Below are 18,017 nucleotides of genomic sequence, written 5' to 3' on the forward strand. Positions count from 1 at the left end.
TCGCATCCTGTCGATAGGGAGGGCAACGTGCTGCAAGCGAACAAAGGCATCTGGCAGCCACGGTCGAGCATCGTCCTGGTCGGGATCGCCGCCGGGGGGCTGGTGATCGGTCTGGCCTTGTCGTGGCAGGTCGCCCGCTACGCTCATTTTGTATGGAGCGCAGCGACGTTGGCCGTCCTTGCCAGTCTCCTTCTGCAGGTTCTCAGCGCCTTGCGCCGGGGAGATGTCGGGCTCGATATCGTTGCGGCGCTTTCCATGTCGGCCGCGATTGTGTTCGGCGAGCCGCTTGCCGGAAACGTCGTCGGCCTGATGTATGCGGGCGGCCAGCTCCTCGAATCTTTCGCCGAAGGGCGCGCGCGGCGGGAGATGACCGCCCTGATGGGGCGCATCTCGCATTTTGCCATGCGCCATGGCGCAGGCGGGCTTGAGGAGATCGCGATTCCCCGGATACAGCCCGGCGACCGGTTGCTGATCCGTCAAGGCGAAGTGCTGCCGGTAGATGGGATCGTTTCCGGCGAAGGTGCGGCGCTCGATATGGCGGCCTTGACGGGAGAGCCGCTGCCGCAGCCGGTGCCGCCTGGATCCGAAGCGTTGAGCGGTTCGACCTGCGTAGGGGCGTCCTTCGATCTTGTCGCCAGCCGGACTGCCGCCGAAAGCACCTATGCTGGGATCGTCCGGTTGGTCGAGGCCGCGCAAGCGAGCAAGGCGCCGATGGTCCGCATGGCCGACCGTTTTGCGATGGGCTTCCTGGTTCTGACCCTCATCATCGCGGGTGGCGCCTGGTATTTTTCGCAGGATCCCATCCGTGCGCTCGCCATCCTTGTCGTCGCAACACCCTGTCCCCTGATCCTCGCGGTCCCGGTCGCCATTATTTCCGGTATGTCGAAGGCGGCGGGCATCGGCGTTCTCGTAAAGAACGGCGGCATGCTCGAAATGCTGGGGCGGGCGCAGACCGCGGTTCTCGACAAGACCGGCACGCTCACCCATGGTCAGGCGGCGGTGGTCGACATCAGGACGGCAACGCCCTTTACGGCGGAAACGGTGCTAAGGGCAGCCGCTAGCCTGGATCAAGCTTCCGGCCATGTCGTTGCCGCTGCCCTGATCCGTGCGGCGGCCGAAAAGGGCCTGTCTCTGTCGAAGCCGGAGAGTGTGTGGGAAGTGCCTGGCACTGGCATAGAGGGCTATGTCGAGGGACGACGGATTGTTGTCGGCGGGAGTGGCTTTGTGCAGCGCGCGTCTGGCTGCGAGGATCCGCATGACCTGATCACGCCCGAGATGCGGGCTTCCATGACTGTGGCCGTCGCCATCGATGGAGCGCTCGCGGGCATGATCGTTCTCAAGGACCAGGTGCGCGCAGATGCGTCGTCGGTTCTGGCGGATCTTCGGGCGGCAGGCATCCGCAGGCTCGTGCTGGCGTCTGGCGATCGCACGGAGATCGCGCATGTTGTTGGCAAAGCGCTTGGCATGGATGCTGTCTTCGGCGACCTGACACCGGAAGCCAAGGTCGATGCGGTCAGAAAGGAGATCGGAAACGGCCCGGTGATGATGGTAGGGGACGGCGTCAACGACGCGCCGGCGCTGGCGGCGGCCGATATCGGCGTCGCCATGGGCGCCCGCGGCACGGCCTCGTCTTCTGAAGCCGCAGGCGTCGTGGTCCTTGTCGACGAGCTTGCGCCACTTGCCAAGGCGATCTCAATTGCGCGTCGAAGCCGCCGGATCGCCCTTCAGAGTGTGGCTGCGGGCATTACGCTGTCGATCGCGGCGATGATTGCGGCGGCATGCGGATATCTTGAGCCCGTGGAGGGTGCGATCCTCCAGGAGGCGATCGACGTCGCGGTGATCCTCAATGCCTTGAGGGCGCTCCGCTAGATGCCGCTCATCCTGTTTCCGCCGATGCCTCACGGCCACTGATCTCGACGATTTCGAACTCGAAGAAGACATGAGGCGATGCAGTGACCGTTGATTGCGGCTGGGGCTTGAGTGCCCCTGGCTCCCACCAGTCAAAATCCTCCGCAAGAAGCGACCAGGCTTTCAGCCGTTCCTCGTGAAATTCATTGGTATCCGGCAGCTCGCGAAAGGCGACGTCGATCACCACGCTTTTCCAGTGCTGCTTGCTCTCGAAAGATTCGATAAGCAGGCAGGCCCGGGGATTGGCATGAAGGATGGCCAGTTTCTTTCCAGGCATCGAGAAGGCATAGAGACGGTTCCCCGAATGCGCATAGGAAATCGGGACGACATAAGGGTTGCCGTTTTCCGCGCAGGCCAATCTCGCCACGCGGTTTTCGGCAATCATTGCCGTGCATTGGTTGTGCGTCATTTCCCGGATCATCATCACGAAACCTCCCTTGTGACGCCGCCGGCGACGGGTGGAGGCCGACGATCCATTTCCGCTTGGCTGAAAGTTTCTTCCTATTTCGTCGGCGGTTCATTGACGCACGGCAAGGGAGGTGAACCGAAGGGCGGCTCACCCGAATTTCCCCGGTGTGACCCTTCTCATGACCAGTTTCTCAATTTCCAGGATGGTCATCGTCAGCACGCCGGCAATCAGGATAAGCAAGCCGTCAGCAAGGGAAAGCGGAGCACTGCCGAAGAGAGCGTGCATGAACGGAGCGAAGGTGAAGAGAAGCTGCGCGGCGGCGACGACGGCGATCGCCGTGAGGACAGCCGGCGTGCCCATCGCGCCGACCAGGCTGAACGAGGTCCGGTGCAGGTAGCGCACGTTGAACAGATAGAAGATCTCCATCACCACCAGTGTATTGACCACCATGGTGCGGGCGCCGTCCTCGGCATAGCCCCTGTAGAGCGCGTATTCGAAGATGCCGAAGACGCCGAGCATGAAGATAAGGGAGACGAAGGCGATGCGCCAGACGAGGAAGCGCGAGAGGATCGGCGCGTCGCGCCGGCGCGGCGGGCGGCGCATCACGCCGGGCTCCGAGGGCTCGAAGGCGAGCACCAGGCCGAGCGTCACGGTGAGGATCATGTTGATCCAGAGGATCTGCACCGGCGTCATCGGCAGCGTCAGGCCAAGAAGGATCGCGAAGATCACGCACAGCACCTCGCCGCCATTGGTGGGCAGCGTCCAGCCGATCACCTTGCGGATATTGTCGTAGACCGTGCGGCCCTCGTGCACGGCGGCGACGATGGAGGCGAAATTGTCGTCGAGCAGCACCATCTGGGCGGCCTCCTTGGCCGCCTCGGTGCCCTTGCGGCCCATGGCGACGCCGACATCGGCCTGCTTGACGGCCGGCGCGTCGTTGACGCCGTCGCCGGTCATGGCAACGATGTGGCCGTTCGCCTGCAACGCCCGCACGATGCGCAGCTTGTGCTCCGGCGTGGCGCGGGAAAAGACGCTGACCTCCTCGACGATCCGGCGCAGGTCCTCGTCCGTCATGGCGCCGAGCGCGCTGCCTTCGAGCGCCTTCGGGTCGTCGGCGATGGCGAGCTTGCGGGCGATGGCGACGGCCGTGCCGTTGTGATCGCCGGTGATCATCTTGACCGCGATGCCGGCGGAGCGGCACTCGGCCACCGCCGCGATCGCCTCCTCGCGCGGCGGATCGATGAAGCCCGCGACGCCGAGGAAGGTGAGGCCGGTCTCGACCATGGCGAAGGTCAGCCGCTCGACATCCCTTCCGACGTTTCCCGTCGCAAAACCGAGCACGCGCTCGCCCTCGGCGGCGGCGGCGTCGATGCGCTGGCGCCAGTAGGCGGGGTCGACGGCGCCCGTCGCGCCTTCGCCCGCCTGGTTGGTGCACATGGCAAGCACCCGCTCGGGCGCGCCCTTGACGAAGATGCGGCGCGTGCCGTCCGGGTCGTCGTGCAGCGTCGCCATGAAACGGTGCTGGGCGTCAAACGGAATCTCGTCCAGCCGGCCCCAGATTTCGCGCTCGGTCTCCGGATGCAGTCCGGCCTTCGCGGCGAGCGTGACAAGCGCGCCTTCCATCGGATCGCCGAGAACCGTCCATTGCCCGCCGCGTTCGACGAGGCGGGCGTCGTTGCACAGCAGCGCGGCGCGGATCAGTTCGTCGCGGACGGGATCCGGCGGCGCGGTGCCGCCGTCCGCGGCGGCGAGCGTGCCTTCCGGCGCATAGCCCGAGCCGGCAAGTTCCGTCATGCCCGCGGCGGTGACGACATGGCGCACGGTCATCTCGTTCTTCGTCAGCGTGCCCGTCTTGTCGGAGCAGATGACGGAAATGGCGCCGAGCGTCTCGACGGCCGGCAGCCGGCGCACCACGGCATTGCGCGCCGCCATCCGTCGCACGCCGATCGCCAGCGTGATGGTGATAACAGCGGGCAGCCCCTCCGGCACCACGCCGACGGCGAGCGCCACCACCACCATCAGCGCATCGACCCAGTCATAACTTCTCGCCAGCACGGCGAAGAGGAAAACCACGGCGGCCATGCCGATGGCGAACCAGGTGAAAAGCCGGCCGAATTCGTTGATCTGGCGCAGCAGCGGCGTCGTCAGCGTCTGCACGTTGCCGATGAGGTCGGAGATGCGGCCGATCTCGGTGCGGCTGCCCGTCGCTACCACCACGCCGTGCCCCTGGCCGGTGGTGACCAGCGTGCCGGAATGGAGGATCGGCAGCCGGTCGCCCAGCACGGTCTCCGGCGGCACGGCTTCCTCCCGCTTTTCGGCGGGCACGGACTCGCCCGTCAGGATCGCCTCGTCCGCGGTGAGCCCGCGCGCCCTGATGAGGCGGATGTCGGCCGGCACCTTGTCGCCCGCCTCCAGTACGACGATGTCGCCGGGAACGATCTCGCGGGCATCGACGATGTACCGTTCGCCTTCGCGCACGACGACGGTGTGCGGGGCGATCATGTCGCGGATTGCGTCGAGCGCCCGCTCGGCCTTGCCCTCCTGGATGAAACCGACCACCGCGTTGACCACCACGACGATAACGATGACCACGCCGTCGATGACATGGCCGAGCAGCATGGCGGCGAGCGCGGCTGACAGGAGGAAATAGATGAGTGCGTTGTTGAACTGCGCAAGGAAGCGCAGGACCGGATGCGTGCGGGCGGCGGCCGGCAGCTGGTTGGGGCCATGGATGCCGAGGCGGCGCCCGGCCTCGTCATGGTCGATGCCGTCGAGGCCCGTCGCCAGCGCCGCGCAGGTCTCTTCCTTCGTGCGGGCGTGCCAGGCCTGCGGGCGGGGTTGAATATCGACTGCGCTCATGCCCTTCTCCTTCGCCATCATGCCTCCTTTTCCGTTGTGCCCGTCATCCATCCGATCGCGCGCCTCTGCCGGGGACGATCATCACGTCGCACTCCACCCCGTCGAGAAGCGCCTCGGCGACGCTGCCGATCAGCGCGCCGAGAAGACCGGTGCGCCCGTAAGTGCCGGAAAGGAGCAGATCGATGTCTTCCCTCATCGCGAATTCCGCCAGAAGGGTCGCGGGATCGCCATGGGCCACCTGGATACCGACATCCTCTTCTCCTTCCGGCAGATGGCTTGCGAGGAAGGTCTTTGCACCCTTCCGCGCCAGGTTCGCTCGGCCTTGCTCGGAACCATCCTTGTCGTCGAGAAAACTGCGGAACGGCATGTCGAAGGCGTGGAAAAGCGTGATGTACGACGGCGGGAAGAGCAGGGCGCCCATTTGGAGCGCGTCGACGGACGCTTCAGAGAGATCGCTGGCCACCACGATGCGGCGATAGGCCTGCCGCGCTCGCTTCTTCACCACCAGCACCGGCAGGCCGGCCTGGCGCACCACGCTTGCCGTCGTGCCGCCGACCAGCATGTGCCCCAACGCGTCATTGCCGGCAATGCCGGTGACGATCATGTCGCACTTCCTTTTGCGCGCGACGGCGAGGATGACGTCGGCCGGCTCTCCGTCGCGGATATCGACATCCCAGGCGATATCGCCGACATCCGCGAACTCGCGATCGAGATGGTTGGACGAGCGCCGCCTGGCGGCGGCGAGGACGGTGGAGGCGGCGGCGGTCATGCTCACGACGTCGAGCGCATGCACGATCGTCAGCTTCGCCTTCCATGCCCGCGCGAGGTCGAGCGCGCGGTCCTGCGCCCTGTCGCAGCGTGCGCTGAGGTCCGTTGCAAGAAGAAGGTGGCGAGGGGGCGTTTCGGCCATGGGCACGTTTCCTTGTCGCGTTGGCGCAGCGAGGCAGCGCGGTTGATGGCGGCGGGGCTCACCCGGCGGTGTCCCCCAGGATCGAGACGGTTTCCTCGGCGATCACCTGTTCCTCGTCGGTGGCGATGACGAAGGCGGCGATGCGGCTTGCCGGAGTGCTGATGCGGGTCGCGTTCGCGGCATTGACGGCGAGATCGAGGTCGAGGCCGAGCCAGCCGAGCCGCTTGCAGACAGCGGCCCGCACCGCCGGCTGGTTCTCGCCGACCCCGGCGGTGAAGACGAGCGCATCGAGGCCGCCGAGCGTTGCGGCAAGCCGGGCGATCTCGCCGGCGATGCGAAAGGTGAAGAGGTCTATCGCGTCCTTCGCTTCCGGCGCATCGCTTTCGATGAGGTCGCGGCTGTCGGCGCTGATGCCGGAGACGCCGAGAAGGCCGGACCTGTTGTAGAGAAGGTCCTCCACCTCCCGCAGGGGCCGTTCCTCCTGTCCGAGAAGATGCAGCAGCACGCCGGGGTCGAGCGCGCCGCAGCGCGTCGCCATGGGAATGCCGTCGAGAGTGGAAAAGCCCATGCTGGTGTCGCGGCTGATGCCGGCTTCAAGGCCGCAAAGGCTAGCGCCGCTGCCGAGATGGGCGACCGCCACCTTGCCGCGCGCCGTCTCCGGCGCAAGGCGGGCGAGCTCGCCGGCAATGTACTTGTAGGAAAGGCCGTGGAAGCCGTAGCGCTTGATGCCCCGGTCATGCAGGGCGCGCGGAATGGCGAAGCGGCGCACGAGCGTCTCGTTCGTGCGGTGGAAGGCGGTATCGAAGGAGGCGGCCTGCGGCAGGTCCGGCCGCATGCCGCCGACCGCGCGGATCAGTCGCAGGCTCTGCGGCTGGTGGAGCGGCGCGAGCACCGTCAGTACTTCGATGGTCGTGATCGCCTCTCCGTCGAGGCGGACGGGGCCGGCGAAGCGGTCACCGCCGTGGACGACGCGATGCCCGACGGCCGCGATCTCCCCGAGATCGAAGCGGCGGCCGAGGATGGCAAAGACCTCCGACAGGATGCTGTTCAGGTCCTCGCCCGGCCGGGCCTCCAGCACGGTCTCGCTCCGCGCATCCTCCGCGCTCACGGCGAGGGTCAGGGGATCGTGGCGGAAGTCGATCACGCCGCGGGCGATGCGGACCGGGCCTTCGGCGCGCAGCGTGAAGACGCCGATCTTCACGGTCGACGAGCCGGCATTGAAGATGAGGAGCGTTCTTTCCGTCATGCGGGCAGCCCCTCCGCCGGCAAAGGCGCGGCCACCATCCTTGCGAGCGCCGCCGAGGCGATGCGGGCCGAGAGCGGATCGGCGCGGCTGGTCAGCACGATGGGCACCCGCGCGCCCAGCACGAGGCCGGCCGCCGTGGCGCCGGCGAAGTAGATGAGCTGCTTTGCCAGCATGTTGCCGGCCTCGAGGTCCGGCACGAGCAGGATGTCGGCCTGCCCGGCGACGGGCGAGACGATGCCCTTGGTACGGGCGGCATCCACGCTGATCGCGTTGTCGAAGGCGAGCGGCCCGTCGACCTTCGCCCCGGTGATCTGCCCGCGCGCCGCCATGACGGTCAGCGCCGCCGCGTCGAGTGTCGCGGGCATCTTGGGGTTCACGGTCTCCACGGCGGCAAGCACCGCCACCTTCGGCTCCTCCATGCCGAGCCGGCGCAGGAGGTCCACCGCGTTCTGGCAGATGTCGCGCTTGTGCTCCAGCGTCGGCTGGATATTGATCGCGGCGTCGGTGACGATGAGCGGCTTGTCGTAGGCAGGGATATCCATGGCATAGACATGGCTGATGCGCCGCTCGGTGCGCAGGCCCGAGCCTGGCGCGACGACGGCGCAGAGAAGCTCGTCCGTGTGCAGGCTTCCCTTGACCAGCACGGCGACCTTTCCCGCCACGGCCATCTCCACGGCGCAGGCGGCCGCGGCATGACTGTGCGCGACGGGAACGATCTCGATCCCGTCGAGCGGGACCCGCGCATCGTCCGCAGCGGCGCGGATCTTGCCTTCCGGGCCGATGAGCACCGGCTCCAGCAGGCCGGCCTCGCGCGCCTCCAGCGCGCCGGTGATGGCGGCGGCCGAGCAGGGATGCACGATGGCGGCCCGGATCGGCGGGAGGCCGCGCGCCCGCGTCACGAAAGCCTCGTAGCGGTCATGACGGCGCAGCGACACGTCGGGCAGGGGCGTGCGCGGCCATTCGATGCTGTGCTCCGGCGCGATCACCGTCGCCGTTCCCCTCAGCACCGCCTCGCCCTTCCGGTCGGTGCAGACCGTGTCGAGCACGACGATGCGCTTTTCGGGCCGCTTCTCCGTCACCGTGACGGTGGCGGTGATGGTGTCGCCGGGCACGACCGGCTCGAGGAACCGGAGGTCCTGGCCGAGATAGATCGTGCCGGGGCCGGGCAGGCGCGTGCCGAGCACGGCGGAGACGAGGGCTGCCGTCCACATGCCATGGGCGACGACATGGCCGAAGAGGCCGGTCCTGCGAAGGCGGTGTCGCCGGGCCGGAGTTCGTCGAAGGTCCTGTTGCGGAGGAAGCCGTCCATCGGCGATTCACCTCTGGAAAACATAGGTACCGGGAGCATCGGCGACGGGTCTGCAGCCCTTTCGGCGGGCGCCCATGGATGGTGCGTCGACCCGTTCCGGCGCCGAATGCGCGGCAAGCCAGCCCGTCCAGGCCTCCCACCACGAGCCCGGCCGCGCCTCCGCCGTCTCGGCCCATTCATCGGCGCCCACGCACAGTCCGTCCGCCGCGCGCACGGCGATGCGGTAGCGCCGGCGCGGGCGGCCGGGCTCGCTGACGATGCCGGCATTGTGGCCGCCGCTGGTCAGGACGAAGGTGAGTTCGGTGTTGCTGAGATAGTGGATCTTGTAGACCGACCGCCACGGCGCGACATGGTCGCGCTCGGTACCGACCACGAACATCGGCACGCGGATGTTCTGGATGGCAGCGGGGCGCCCCTCGACCATGAAGCGGCCGGCGGCGAGCTCGTTGCCGAGATAGAGCCGCTTCAGGTATTCGGCGTGCATCCGGTAGGGCATGCGGGTGGAGTCGGCGTTCCAGGCCATCAGGTCGATCATCGGCGTGCGCTCGCCGATCATGTGCTCATGCACGATGCGCGACCAGACGAGGTCGTTCGAGCGCAGGAGCTGGAAGGCTCCCGCCATCTGGTCGGCCGAAAGATAGCCGCGGTTCCACATCATGCTTTCGAGCACATGCACCTGGCTGTGGTCGATGAAGAGGGCGAGCTCGCCGGGCTCGGTGAAGTCCGTCTGCGCGGCAAGCAAGGTCAGGCTTGCCAGCCGGTCGTCGCCGCGATGCGCCATGTCGGCTGCCGCGATCGCCAGGAGCGTGCCGCCGAGGCAATAGCCCGCGGCGTGGACCTTTCGGCCGGGAACAACGGCATTCACCGCATCGAGCGCCGCCATCACGCCAAGCCGGCGGTAGTCGTCCATCGTCAGGTCGCGGTCGGCCGCCGTGGGATTGCGCCAGGAGATGCAGAAGACGGTATGGCCCTGAGCGACCAGGTGGCACACGAGCGAATTGTGCGGCGAGAGGTCGAGAATGTAGTATTTCATGATCCAGGCTGGCACGATCAGGACCGGTTCGGCCGCCACGGTGTCGGTTGCCGGGGCGTACTGGATCAGCTCGATCAGATGGTTGCGGTAGATCACCTTGCCTGGTGTCGCGGCGACGTCCCGGCCGACGACAAAATCCTCCGTTCCGGCCGGCTTCTGCCCGGTGGCGAGGCGGCCGGCATCCTCCATCCCGTTGCGCAGGCCGTCGAGGAAATTCACGCCGCCGGAGCGGATCGTCCTGTCCATCACCTCCGGATTGGCGAAAGGCATGTTGGAGGGGGAAAAGACGTCGAGGATCTGGCGGACGGCGAAGGACACCACGTCCTCGTGGTGCGGCGCGACACCCGGCACCTCCTTCGTCGCATTGTGCCACCATTGCTGCTGGAGAAGGAAAGCCTGAGCCCAAATGCTGAAGGGCGGCTTCCTCCAGCGTTCGTCGGAGAAACGGTAGTCGCCGGGTAGGGGCTCGATGCACGGCGACGCATCTGGTGTTGCCGCCACGGCCGCAAGGTGGCAGAGCAGGCGGACCGCCTTGCGGTTCGCCTTGTCGACAAGTTCCATCCGCTTCCCGGGGGCCGAGGCGAGGTGGACCGACCAGTCGAAAAGGGCAAGTGCGAAGGCAGCAGGCGACATGCCGGCGCTGAACTGGCCGGCGATCGCTTCCCGCAGGCGATCGATCGCGCGAAAGGCTTCGCTTCCCAGTTCCTCCATCCGGGAGACGGGCGGCAGATCCGTCATCCGCCGGGAGGCCAACATCTCGCTCGCCGGAGCATTCATGGGTGTCTCCTTCGGCAGAAGGGGGTTTCCGCTGAAGACAACCTCATGATTGGATAGCGGATCGAATATTACCCTACACAGGGCAGTCTTTATCTCCGTTGACGCAGATCAAGTTTCATTGCGCGAAACCACCTAGAATGCGATCTAATCGAAACGGGAGTTCGTCATGTCCGCGAAGAATGCGACAGATGCGGAACGAATCGCGGCTGGCTTCGCGCCTAGGGTCGCCGATCCGCTTCTTTTGGCGCCCTTCAACATCGGAATGGCGATGTACAGGCATTGGCTGGGCGTGACGTCACGCCTGCTTGAGGATCAGTGCGCGCATCTCCAGAACCTTGCCGACTGCGAGGATCCCTTGAACATGCTGGTCTGCCAAACCGAGTTTGCCGAAAAATCCCTCGCGGCAAGCCTCCACGAACTGCGCCAAGGCGTCGACACGATTGCCGACACAGCCTGTCGGCAGCTTACCCGCGACGGGGCGTTGCCGCAGTAGCGTTGCGCTTTTCTGAGTAAACAGGCCGTTACAGACGTTGAAGCCGTGGAGCAGGCGGCAGGGAGAGAGGATATGGCAAACGAGCCTGACACCGGAGACCTCGCGCTGATCGACCGCTACTGGCGGGCGGCCAACTATCTTTCGGTGGGCCAGATCTACCTAATGGACAATCCGTTGCTCCGCGAACCTTTGAAGGCGGAGCATGTGAAGCCGCGCCTTCTCGGCCACTGGGGCACGACGCCGGGCCTCAACTTCATCTATGCCCATCTCAACCGCATCATCCGGGCGCGCGACGCCGATGTCCTCTATATCTGCGGCCCCGGCCACGGCGGGCCGGGCATGGTGGCCAATACCTATCTGGAAGGCACCTATTCGCAGGTCTATCCCGAGATCGGCGAGGATGAGGCGGGGCTGAAGGCGCTGTTCCGGCAGTTCTCCTTCCCGGGCGGCATTCCGAGCCACGCGGCCCCTGAAACGCCCGGCTCCATCCATGAGGGCGGCGAACTCGGCTATGCGCTGGTGCATGCCTATGGCGCGGCCTTCGACAATCCGGACCTCGTCGTTGCCTGCGTGGTGGGGGATGGCGAGGCCGAGACTGGCCCGCTCGCCGCCGCCTGGCATTCCAACAAGTTCCTCAGCCCCGTCAGCGACGGCACGGTGCTGCCGATCCTCCATCTCAACGGCTACAAGATCGCCAATCCGACCGTGCTGGCGCGCCTGCCGGACGAGGAGCTGGCCCATCTCTTCACCGGCTACGGCTACGATCCGATCTTTGTGGAGGGCCATGAGCCGCAGGCCATGCACCGGGATATGGCGGCCGCGCTCGACAACGCCTTCGACCGCATCGCGGCCATCCGGGCCGCGGCGAAGAAGGATCCCGCCCGCAGGCCGCGATGGCCGATGATCGTACTGCGCAGCCCGAAGGGCTGGACGGGGCCGAAAGAGGTGGACGGCAAGGTCGTTGAAAACCACTGGCGCTCGCATCAGGTGCCCGTTTCCGAATGCCGTACGAACGCCGCGCATCGTGACATCCTCGAAACCTGGATGCGAAGCTACGATCCCGAAGACCTTTTCGATGCGGATGGCCGTCTGAAGCCGGAGCTGCGGGCGTTGGCGCCGACAGGCGTGCGCCGCATGGGCGCCAGTCCGCACGCCAATGGCGGCGTCCTTCACAGGGAGCTGCTCACGCCCGAAATCGCTGGCTATGCGGTTGCGGTGGATCGGCCCGGTGCGCTGGAGGCGCAGTCGACGAAGGTTCTTGGCGATTATCTGCGCGACGTGATCCGGTTGAACGCGGCCGGCCGCAATTTTCGCGTCTTCGGGCCGGACGAGACGGCCTCGAACCGGCTCGCCAGCGTCTTCGAGGCGACGGATCGCGTGTGGATGGCCGAGAGACTGCCGACGGACGATCATCTCGCGCCGGAAGGTCGTGTCATGGAAGTGCTCAGCGAACATTTATGTCAGGGCTGGCTTGAGGGCTACCTGCTAACCGGACGGCATGGTTTCTTCTCCTGCTACGAGGCCTTCATTCACATCGTCGATTCGATGTTCAACCAGCATGCGAAATGGCTGAAGGTAGCGCGCGAGCTGCCCTGGCGCAGCCCCGTCTCCTCGCTCAATTACCTGCTCACCTCCCATGTCTGGCGGCAGGACCACAACGGCTTTTCCCACCAGGACCCCGGCTTCATCGACCTCGTCGCCAACAAGGGAGCCGATATCGTGCGCGTCTACCTGCCGCCGGACGCCAACACGCTGCTCTGGGTCGGCGACCATTGCCTGCGGACATGGAACCGCATCAACGTCATCGTGGCCGGCAAGCAGCCGGCTCCGCAATGGCTGACGATGGACGAGGCGACCTCCCATTGCGAGGCCGGACTTGGCATCTGGGACTGGGCGGGCACGGAGGAGGGGCTTGGGCCCGATATCGTGATGGCCTGCGCGGGCGACGTGCCGACCATGGAGACGCTCGCCGCCGTCGATCTCCTGCGGCGGGCGCTGCCGCACTTGCGCATCCGCGTCGTCAACGTCGTGGACCTGATGGCATTGCAGTCGCCGCAGCATCATCCGCACGGTGTTTCGGACGAGGATTTTGACCGGATTTTTACCCGAGACCGGCCGGTCGTGTTCGCCCATCACGGCTATCCGTATCTTATCCATCGGCTGGTCTACAAACGCACCAACCATCCGAATTTCCACGTCAAGGGCTTCGTCGAGGAGGGCACAACGACCACGCCCTTCGATATGGCGGTGATGAACAGGCTAGACCGCTATCACCTCGCCATCGAGGCGATCGAACGCCTGCAGGCTCTTGCCGAGCGGAAACTGGACCTCGTCGCCACGCTGAAGGCGAAGCTCGACGCACATCATGCCTATGTGCGCGAGCACGGTGAGGACATGCCCGAGATCCGCGACTGGAAATGGCCCTATGCGCGGCAATAGGCCAATCCGTGGGCAAAGCGGCCCGTGAGGGGAGGAAACCATGCTGTCACTGAAATCGCTCGGCGGTGCCGGAACCGTTACCGGCTCGAAGCATCTGCTCACTCTCGGGGGACACCGCATCCTGATCGATTGCGGCCTCTTTCAGGGCTTGAAGAACCTGCGAGACCTCAACTGGACACCCCTGCCAGTCTCGCCGCGCAATATCGACGCGGTGATCCTGACGCATGCGCATCTCGATCATTGCGGATATCTGCCGCGCCTGGTGCGCGAGGGCTACCGTGGCAAGATCTACGCGACGCCGGCCACCCGCGATGTCGCCGAGTTGATCCTCATGGACAGCGGCCATCTACAGGAAAAGGACGCGGAATTCCTCAACCGGCACAAGCTGTCGCGTCACCAGCCGGCTCTTCCCCTCTACACCGTCCATGACGCGCAGAATGCCGTGGAGCACTTCTCGACCGTTGAATTCGATCAGACCGTGCGGCTTTCCGATGGCGCATGGTTCCGGTTCCACCGTGCGGGCCATATTCTCGGCGCGGCATGGGTTGAGATGGCCTGCGGTGGGCAGAGGATCGTCTTTTCCGGCGATATCGGCCGCTACGGCGATCCGCTGATGCCGGACCCGGCCCGACCGGTCGAGGCGGACTATGTCATGATCGAATCCACCTACGGCAACCGCATTCACGACAAGACCGACCCAGAAGATGCCCTGCGGGCGGTTGTGGAGCGCACGATCAAACGTGGCGGGACGCTCGTCGTTCCGGCCTTCGCCGTCGGGCGCGCGCAGGAATTGCTCTACTATTTCTGGAAGCTGAAGCAGGCGGGGGTTCTCGGGGACGTACCCGTGTTCCTCGACAGCCCCATGGCCATCGATGCGACCGGGCTCATGGGCCGGCATCCGAGGGATCATCGGCTTGACCCCGAAAGCTGCAAGAAGGTGTTCGGCATCGCGCGCTACACCGACGACGTCGAGGCCTCGAAAGCGATCAGCGCGAGCCCTATTCCGAAGATCGTCATTTCCGCCTCCGGCATGGCGACGGGCGGCCGTGTGTTGCATCATCTGAAAGCCTTCGCGCCGGATGCACGCAACACGATCCTGCTCGCCGGCTTCCAGGCCGCCGGGACGAGAGGCCGCTCGCTTCAGGACGGCGCGAAAGAACTGAAGATCCATGGTGACTGGATTCCGGTCAATGCGGAGGTGGCCCATCTCGACATGCTCTCGGCCCATGCCGATGCCGATGAATTGATGCGTTGGCTTTCGGGTTGCCCGCGTCCGCCGCGCAAGGTCTTCATCGTGCATGGGGAGGCCGAGGCATCGGAAGCCTTACGCGTGCGCATAGGGCGCGAGCTGGGTTGGGAGAGCGTGGTACCGCGCCTCGACCAGGAATTCGCGTTGTAAGCGGGACACTCGGGGCTCAGGTGGACCGGAGATCCTTACGGATGAGGATAAGCGTCGGATCGTCAGGGTAGGGGACAGCGATAAAACCCTGTTGCCGCTCGAGTTCGATGGCCTCGTGGTTTTCCCGGCTTTCCAGCGATTCCAGCGTCTTGACGCCGCGGGCCTGCACGTAGCGGGCGACATGGCGCAGCATTTCCCAGCCGACGCCCTTGTGTTTGTCGTCGGCGCGCACGGAGATCGCCACTTCTGCCTTCGTCATCGACGGGTCGCAGGCCACGAGCGCCGCTGCGGTAATCTCGTCGCTGCCGCCGGAGAATGCGAGGAAGTGCTCCGTGGTGACATGGTCTACCTTCGTCATGGAAAGCAGGCGGTCATGGCTCACTTCACGGACACCGCCAAGAAACCGGAAGCGTAGGTCCTCGGGCGTTACATGTCGGAAGAATTCCGCCAGAAGCGACTCGTCCTCCGGCTTGACCGCGCGCACATGCAACATGAGCCCCGTATGGGTCATGAGAGCGGTGTCCAGTAAGTCGTTGGCTATCGCCTCGGCCGGGATCGTCAGCGCGCTGCCGGTTTCTATGATGACCTTGAGGGCATGCGTATCGGCCGCACGGGAGAAGGTCTCGTAGGCTTCGCCGATCCGATCGAGGCTGAACCGATGGGTGATCAGCTTCTTCGGGTCGATCTTGCCCGACTGCACGGTTTTCAGCAGCATCGGCGTCGTGACCGTGTCCACCAGCCGCGTGGTGATGGCGATGTTCTGCGACCACAGTTTCTCCAGATGCAGGTCGGCCTTGACCCCATGCACGCCGATATTGGCGATGACGCCGCCGGGAGCGACGATCTCCTGGCAGAGCTCGAAGGTGACCGGAATTCCGACCGCCTCGATCGCGGCATCGACGCCCTTGCCGCTGGTCAAGGCCAGGAGCTGGCGTGCCGCGTCGCCGCCGCTCGCCCGGACGGTTTGCGTCGCACCGAAGCGGCTGGCTACGGCAAGTCGGTTTTCGTCGAGGTCGATCATGATGATCTCGGCGGGAGAATAGAACTGTGCCGTGAGCAGCGCCGCAAGCCCAATCGGGCCGGCGCCGACGATGGCCACCGTGCTTCCGGGCTGCACCTTCCCGTTCAGCACGCCGCATTCGAAGCCGGTGGGAAGGATGTCGCTGAGCATGACTAGAGCTTCCTCGTCCGCGCCGTCGGGGATCGGATAGAGGCTGGTGTCGGCATGAGGGATGCGGACATATTCGGCCTGTGTCCCGTCGATCGTATTGCCGAGAATCCAGCCACCGGTCGTGCAATGAGAATACATGCCGCGCCGGCAATATTCACACTTGCCGCAGGACGAAATGCACGAGATCAGGACGCGGTCGCCTTTGGCGAACTGGGTCACGCCGGCGCCCGTCCCTTCAACGATGCCCACGCCTTCGTGACCGAGGATACGGCCGGGCGTACAGGTCGGCACGTCACCCTTGAGGATGTGCAGGTCGGTTCCGCAGATCGTTGTGCGCGTCACCTTGACGATGGCGTCGGTCGCCGCCGTGATCGTGGGCAGCGGCCGTTCCATGAGGGACTTCCGTCCCGGACCTTCGTAAACGAGAGCCTTCATCTCAATCTCCTATGCGGGGTTCGAAGTTTTGAACGCAGGAGAGAATGAGCCTTGCTTTCGTGATGGGCTTTGACGCCGGTCAAGGCGAAGAGCGGCAATGGCGCGCAGTCTTTTTCAATGTTTAAGAACTCCGGGAGACCAGCCATGACTGCCGCAGATGTTCATTCCGCTTCCACCACCTCCGCTCCGGCGGCAAAGCAAACCAAGCTGCATCTGGGCGCGCTGACGGCGCTCGTCATCGGCTCCATGGTGGGTTCGGGCGTCTTCAGCCTGCCGCAAAACATGGCGGCCGGGGCCGGACCGCTCGCCATCATGATCGGCTGGGCGATCACCGCCGTGGGAATGCTGGCGCTGGTCTTCGTCTACCAGTCGCTGGCGACGCGAAAGCCTGAACTCGACGCCGGCCCCTATGCCTATGCCAAGGCGGGGTTCGGGCCTTTCATCGGCTTCAACAGCGCCTGGGGCTACTGGATCAGCGCCTGGGTCGGCAACGTCTCCTACGCGGTCATTGTCTTCAGCGCGCTCTCCTACTTCTTCCCGGCCTTCGGCGACGGGAACACCTGGCAGGCGGTGCTCGGCGCCTCCGTCCTTCTCTGGGTGATCCATTTCCTTATCATGGCCGGCGTGCGGCAGGCGGCGATCGTCAACCTCGTCGTCACCGTCGCCAAGATCGCGCCCATCGTGCTTTTTGCCGGCCTCGTCGCGGTCGCCTTCAAGGTCGATGTCTTCAACGCCGATTTCACCGGCCTCGGCAATGCCGGGCTCGGCTCGATCATGAACCAGGTGAAGAGCACGATGCTTGTGACGCTCTGGGTGTTCATCGGCATCGAGGGCGCCAGCGTCTTTTCGGCCCGTGCCGAGCGGCGCAAGGATATCGCCACGGCAACCGTTCTCGGCTTTTTCACCTGCCTTGCGCTCTATGCGCTCGTCTCGCTGCTCTCGCTCGGCATCCTGAACCAGCCGGAACTCGCCGCCTTGAAGAACCCGTCCATGGCGGGGGTTCTGGAGGCCGTTGTCGGGCCGTGGGGTGCGGTGATCATCAATCTCGCGCTCGTCGTCTCCGTCATCGGCGCCTTCCTGAGCTGGACGCTGCTTGCCGCCGAGATTCCGCATGTCGCCGGGCGCGACGGCACCATGCCGAAGTTCTTCGGCCACGAGAACGCACGCGGCGTGCCTTCGACCTCGCTGCTTATTACCAACCTGCTCGTGCAGGTTTTCCTCGTCATCACGCTGTTTGCACAAAGCACCTATCAGGCGCTGTTCTTCATTGCCTCGGCCGCAATCCTCGTTCCCTACATCTTCTCCGGTGCCTATGCGGCAAAGCTTGCGATCACAGGCGAAAGCTATCGCGAGGGCGAGGGCCGGAACGGTCCCATGCTGATCGGCCTTCTCGCAACGGTCTATGGTCTCTGGCTCGTCTATGCGGCCGGCCTCTCCTACCTCTTCATGTGCGCCATCCTCTATGCGCCGGGCATCGTCTTCTTCGTCTGGGCACGGCGGGAAAATGAGGAGCGGGTCTTCCATCCGGTCGAGGCCGTGCTCGCCGCTGCGCTGGTCGCGGTGGGGATTTATGCCGCCTACGCCATGTGGACCGGCGCAGTCAGCGCCCTGTGAACCCGTCGAAAGGAA

General features: G+C 65.3%; 10 protein-coding genes and 2 pseudogenes. 5 read left to right on the forward strand and 7 right to left on the reverse strand.

Annotated features, from left to right (window positions below; genetic code table 11):
- The first annotated feature begins 27 nt into the window (after positions 1–27).
- On the forward strand, positions 28–1,869 hold the full coding sequence (locus DSD28_RS02010; protein WP_245424703.1) for a heavy metal translocating P-type ATPase: 1,842 nt from the start codon (positions 28–30) through the stop codon (positions 1,867–1,869).
- Between the two features lie 7 nt (positions 1,870–1,876).
- On the opposite strand, the gene DSD28_RS02015 is transcribed toward DSD28_RS02010, so the two are convergent.
- The 6 genes and pseudogenes from DSD28_RS02015 to DSD28_RS02040 all read right to left on the reverse strand — a co-directional run bounded on the left by DSD28_RS02015 (position 1,877) and on the right by DSD28_RS02040 (position 10,412).
- Complete coding sequence (locus tag DSD28_RS02015) at positions 1,877–2,332, reverse strand: pyridoxamine 5'-phosphate oxidase family protein (RefSeq protein WP_119254674.1); 456 nt, start codon at positions 2,330–2,332, stop codon at positions 1,877–1,879.
- Between the two features lie 132 nt (positions 2,333–2,464).
- Complete coding sequence (locus DSD28_RS02020) at positions 2,465–5,176, reverse strand: HAD-IC family P-type ATPase (RefSeq protein WP_119254961.1); 2,712 nt, start codon at positions 5,174–5,176, stop codon at positions 2,465–2,467.
- Positions 5,177–5,219: 43 nt separating this feature from the next.
- Positions 5,220–6,086 carry a universal stress protein gene (locus DSD28_RS02025; RefSeq protein WP_119254675.1) on the reverse strand — a complete coding sequence of 289 codons (867 nt, stop codon included), beginning with the start codon at positions 6,084–6,086 and terminating at the stop codon, positions 5,220–5,222.
- 58 nt (positions 6,087–6,144) lie between these two features.
- Positions 6,145–7,332 (reverse strand): acetate/propionate family kinase, encoded by a 1,188-nt coding sequence (locus DSD28_RS02030; protein WP_119254676.1) that lies wholly within the window; start codon positions 7,330–7,332, stop codon positions 6,145–6,147.
- A pseudogene (locus DSD28_RS02035) lies at positions 7,329–8,665 on the reverse strand (bifunctional enoyl-CoA hydratase/phosphate acetyltransferase). The gene DSD28_RS02030 and the pseudogene DSD28_RS02035 overlap by 4 nt, the downstream one beginning before the upstream one ends.
- A complete protein-coding gene (locus tag DSD28_RS02040) occupies positions 8,649–10,412 on the reverse strand; it encodes a PHA/PHB synthase family protein (RefSeq protein ID WP_432430835.1) in 1,764 nt (587 codons plus the stop codon). The pseudogene DSD28_RS02035 and the gene DSD28_RS02040 overlap by 17 nt, the downstream one beginning before the upstream one ends.
- A 205-nt stretch (positions 10,413–10,617) precedes the next feature.
- Here DSD28_RS02040 and DSD28_RS02045 point away from each other — a divergent pair, with 205 nt between their 5' ends.
- From DSD28_RS02045 to DSD28_RS02055, 3 genes are all read left to right on the forward strand, one after another.
- Positions 10,618–10,944, forward strand: coding sequence for a hypothetical protein (locus DSD28_RS02045; RefSeq protein WP_119254678.1), 327 nt, complete (start codon positions 10,618–10,620; stop codon positions 10,942–10,944).
- A 72-nt stretch (positions 10,945–11,016) separates the two neighbouring features.
- Positions 11,017–13,383 carry a phosphoketolase family protein gene (locus DSD28_RS02050; protein WP_119254679.1) on the forward strand — a complete coding sequence of 789 codons (2,367 nt, stop codon included), beginning with the start codon at positions 11,017–11,019 and terminating at the stop codon, positions 13,381–13,383.
- A gap of 40 nt (positions 13,384–13,423) precedes the next feature.
- Positions 13,424–14,782 carry an MBL fold metallo-hydrolase RNA specificity domain-containing protein gene (locus DSD28_RS02055; RefSeq protein WP_119254680.1) on the forward strand — a complete coding sequence of 453 codons (1,359 nt, stop codon included), beginning with the start codon at positions 13,424–13,426 and terminating at the stop codon, positions 14,780–14,782.
- A gap of 574 nt (positions 14,783–15,356) precedes the next feature.
- Here DSD28_RS02055 and DSD28_RS02060 read toward each other — a convergent pair.
- A pseudogene (locus DSD28_RS02060) lies at positions 15,357–16,388 on the reverse strand (zinc-dependent alcohol dehydrogenase family protein); the annotation flags it as partial.
- A 144-nt stretch (positions 16,389–16,532) separates the two neighbouring features.
- On the opposite strand from DSD28_RS02060, the gene arcD reads away from it, so the two are divergent.
- The gene (gene arcD, locus DSD28_RS02065) at positions 16,533–18,002 is read left to right on the forward strand and encodes an arginine-ornithine antiporter (protein ID WP_119254681.1); all 1,470 of its coding nucleotides are present in this window, start codon (positions 16,533–16,535) and stop codon (positions 18,000–18,002) included.
- Positions 18,003–18,017: the final 15 nt, after the last annotated feature.

This window comes from Shinella zoogloeoides (assembly GCF_003574625.1).
In the GTDB taxonomy this organism is placed as follows: Bacteria; Pseudomonadota; Alphaproteobacteria; order Rhizobiales; family Rhizobiaceae; genus Shinella; species Shinella zoogloeoides_A.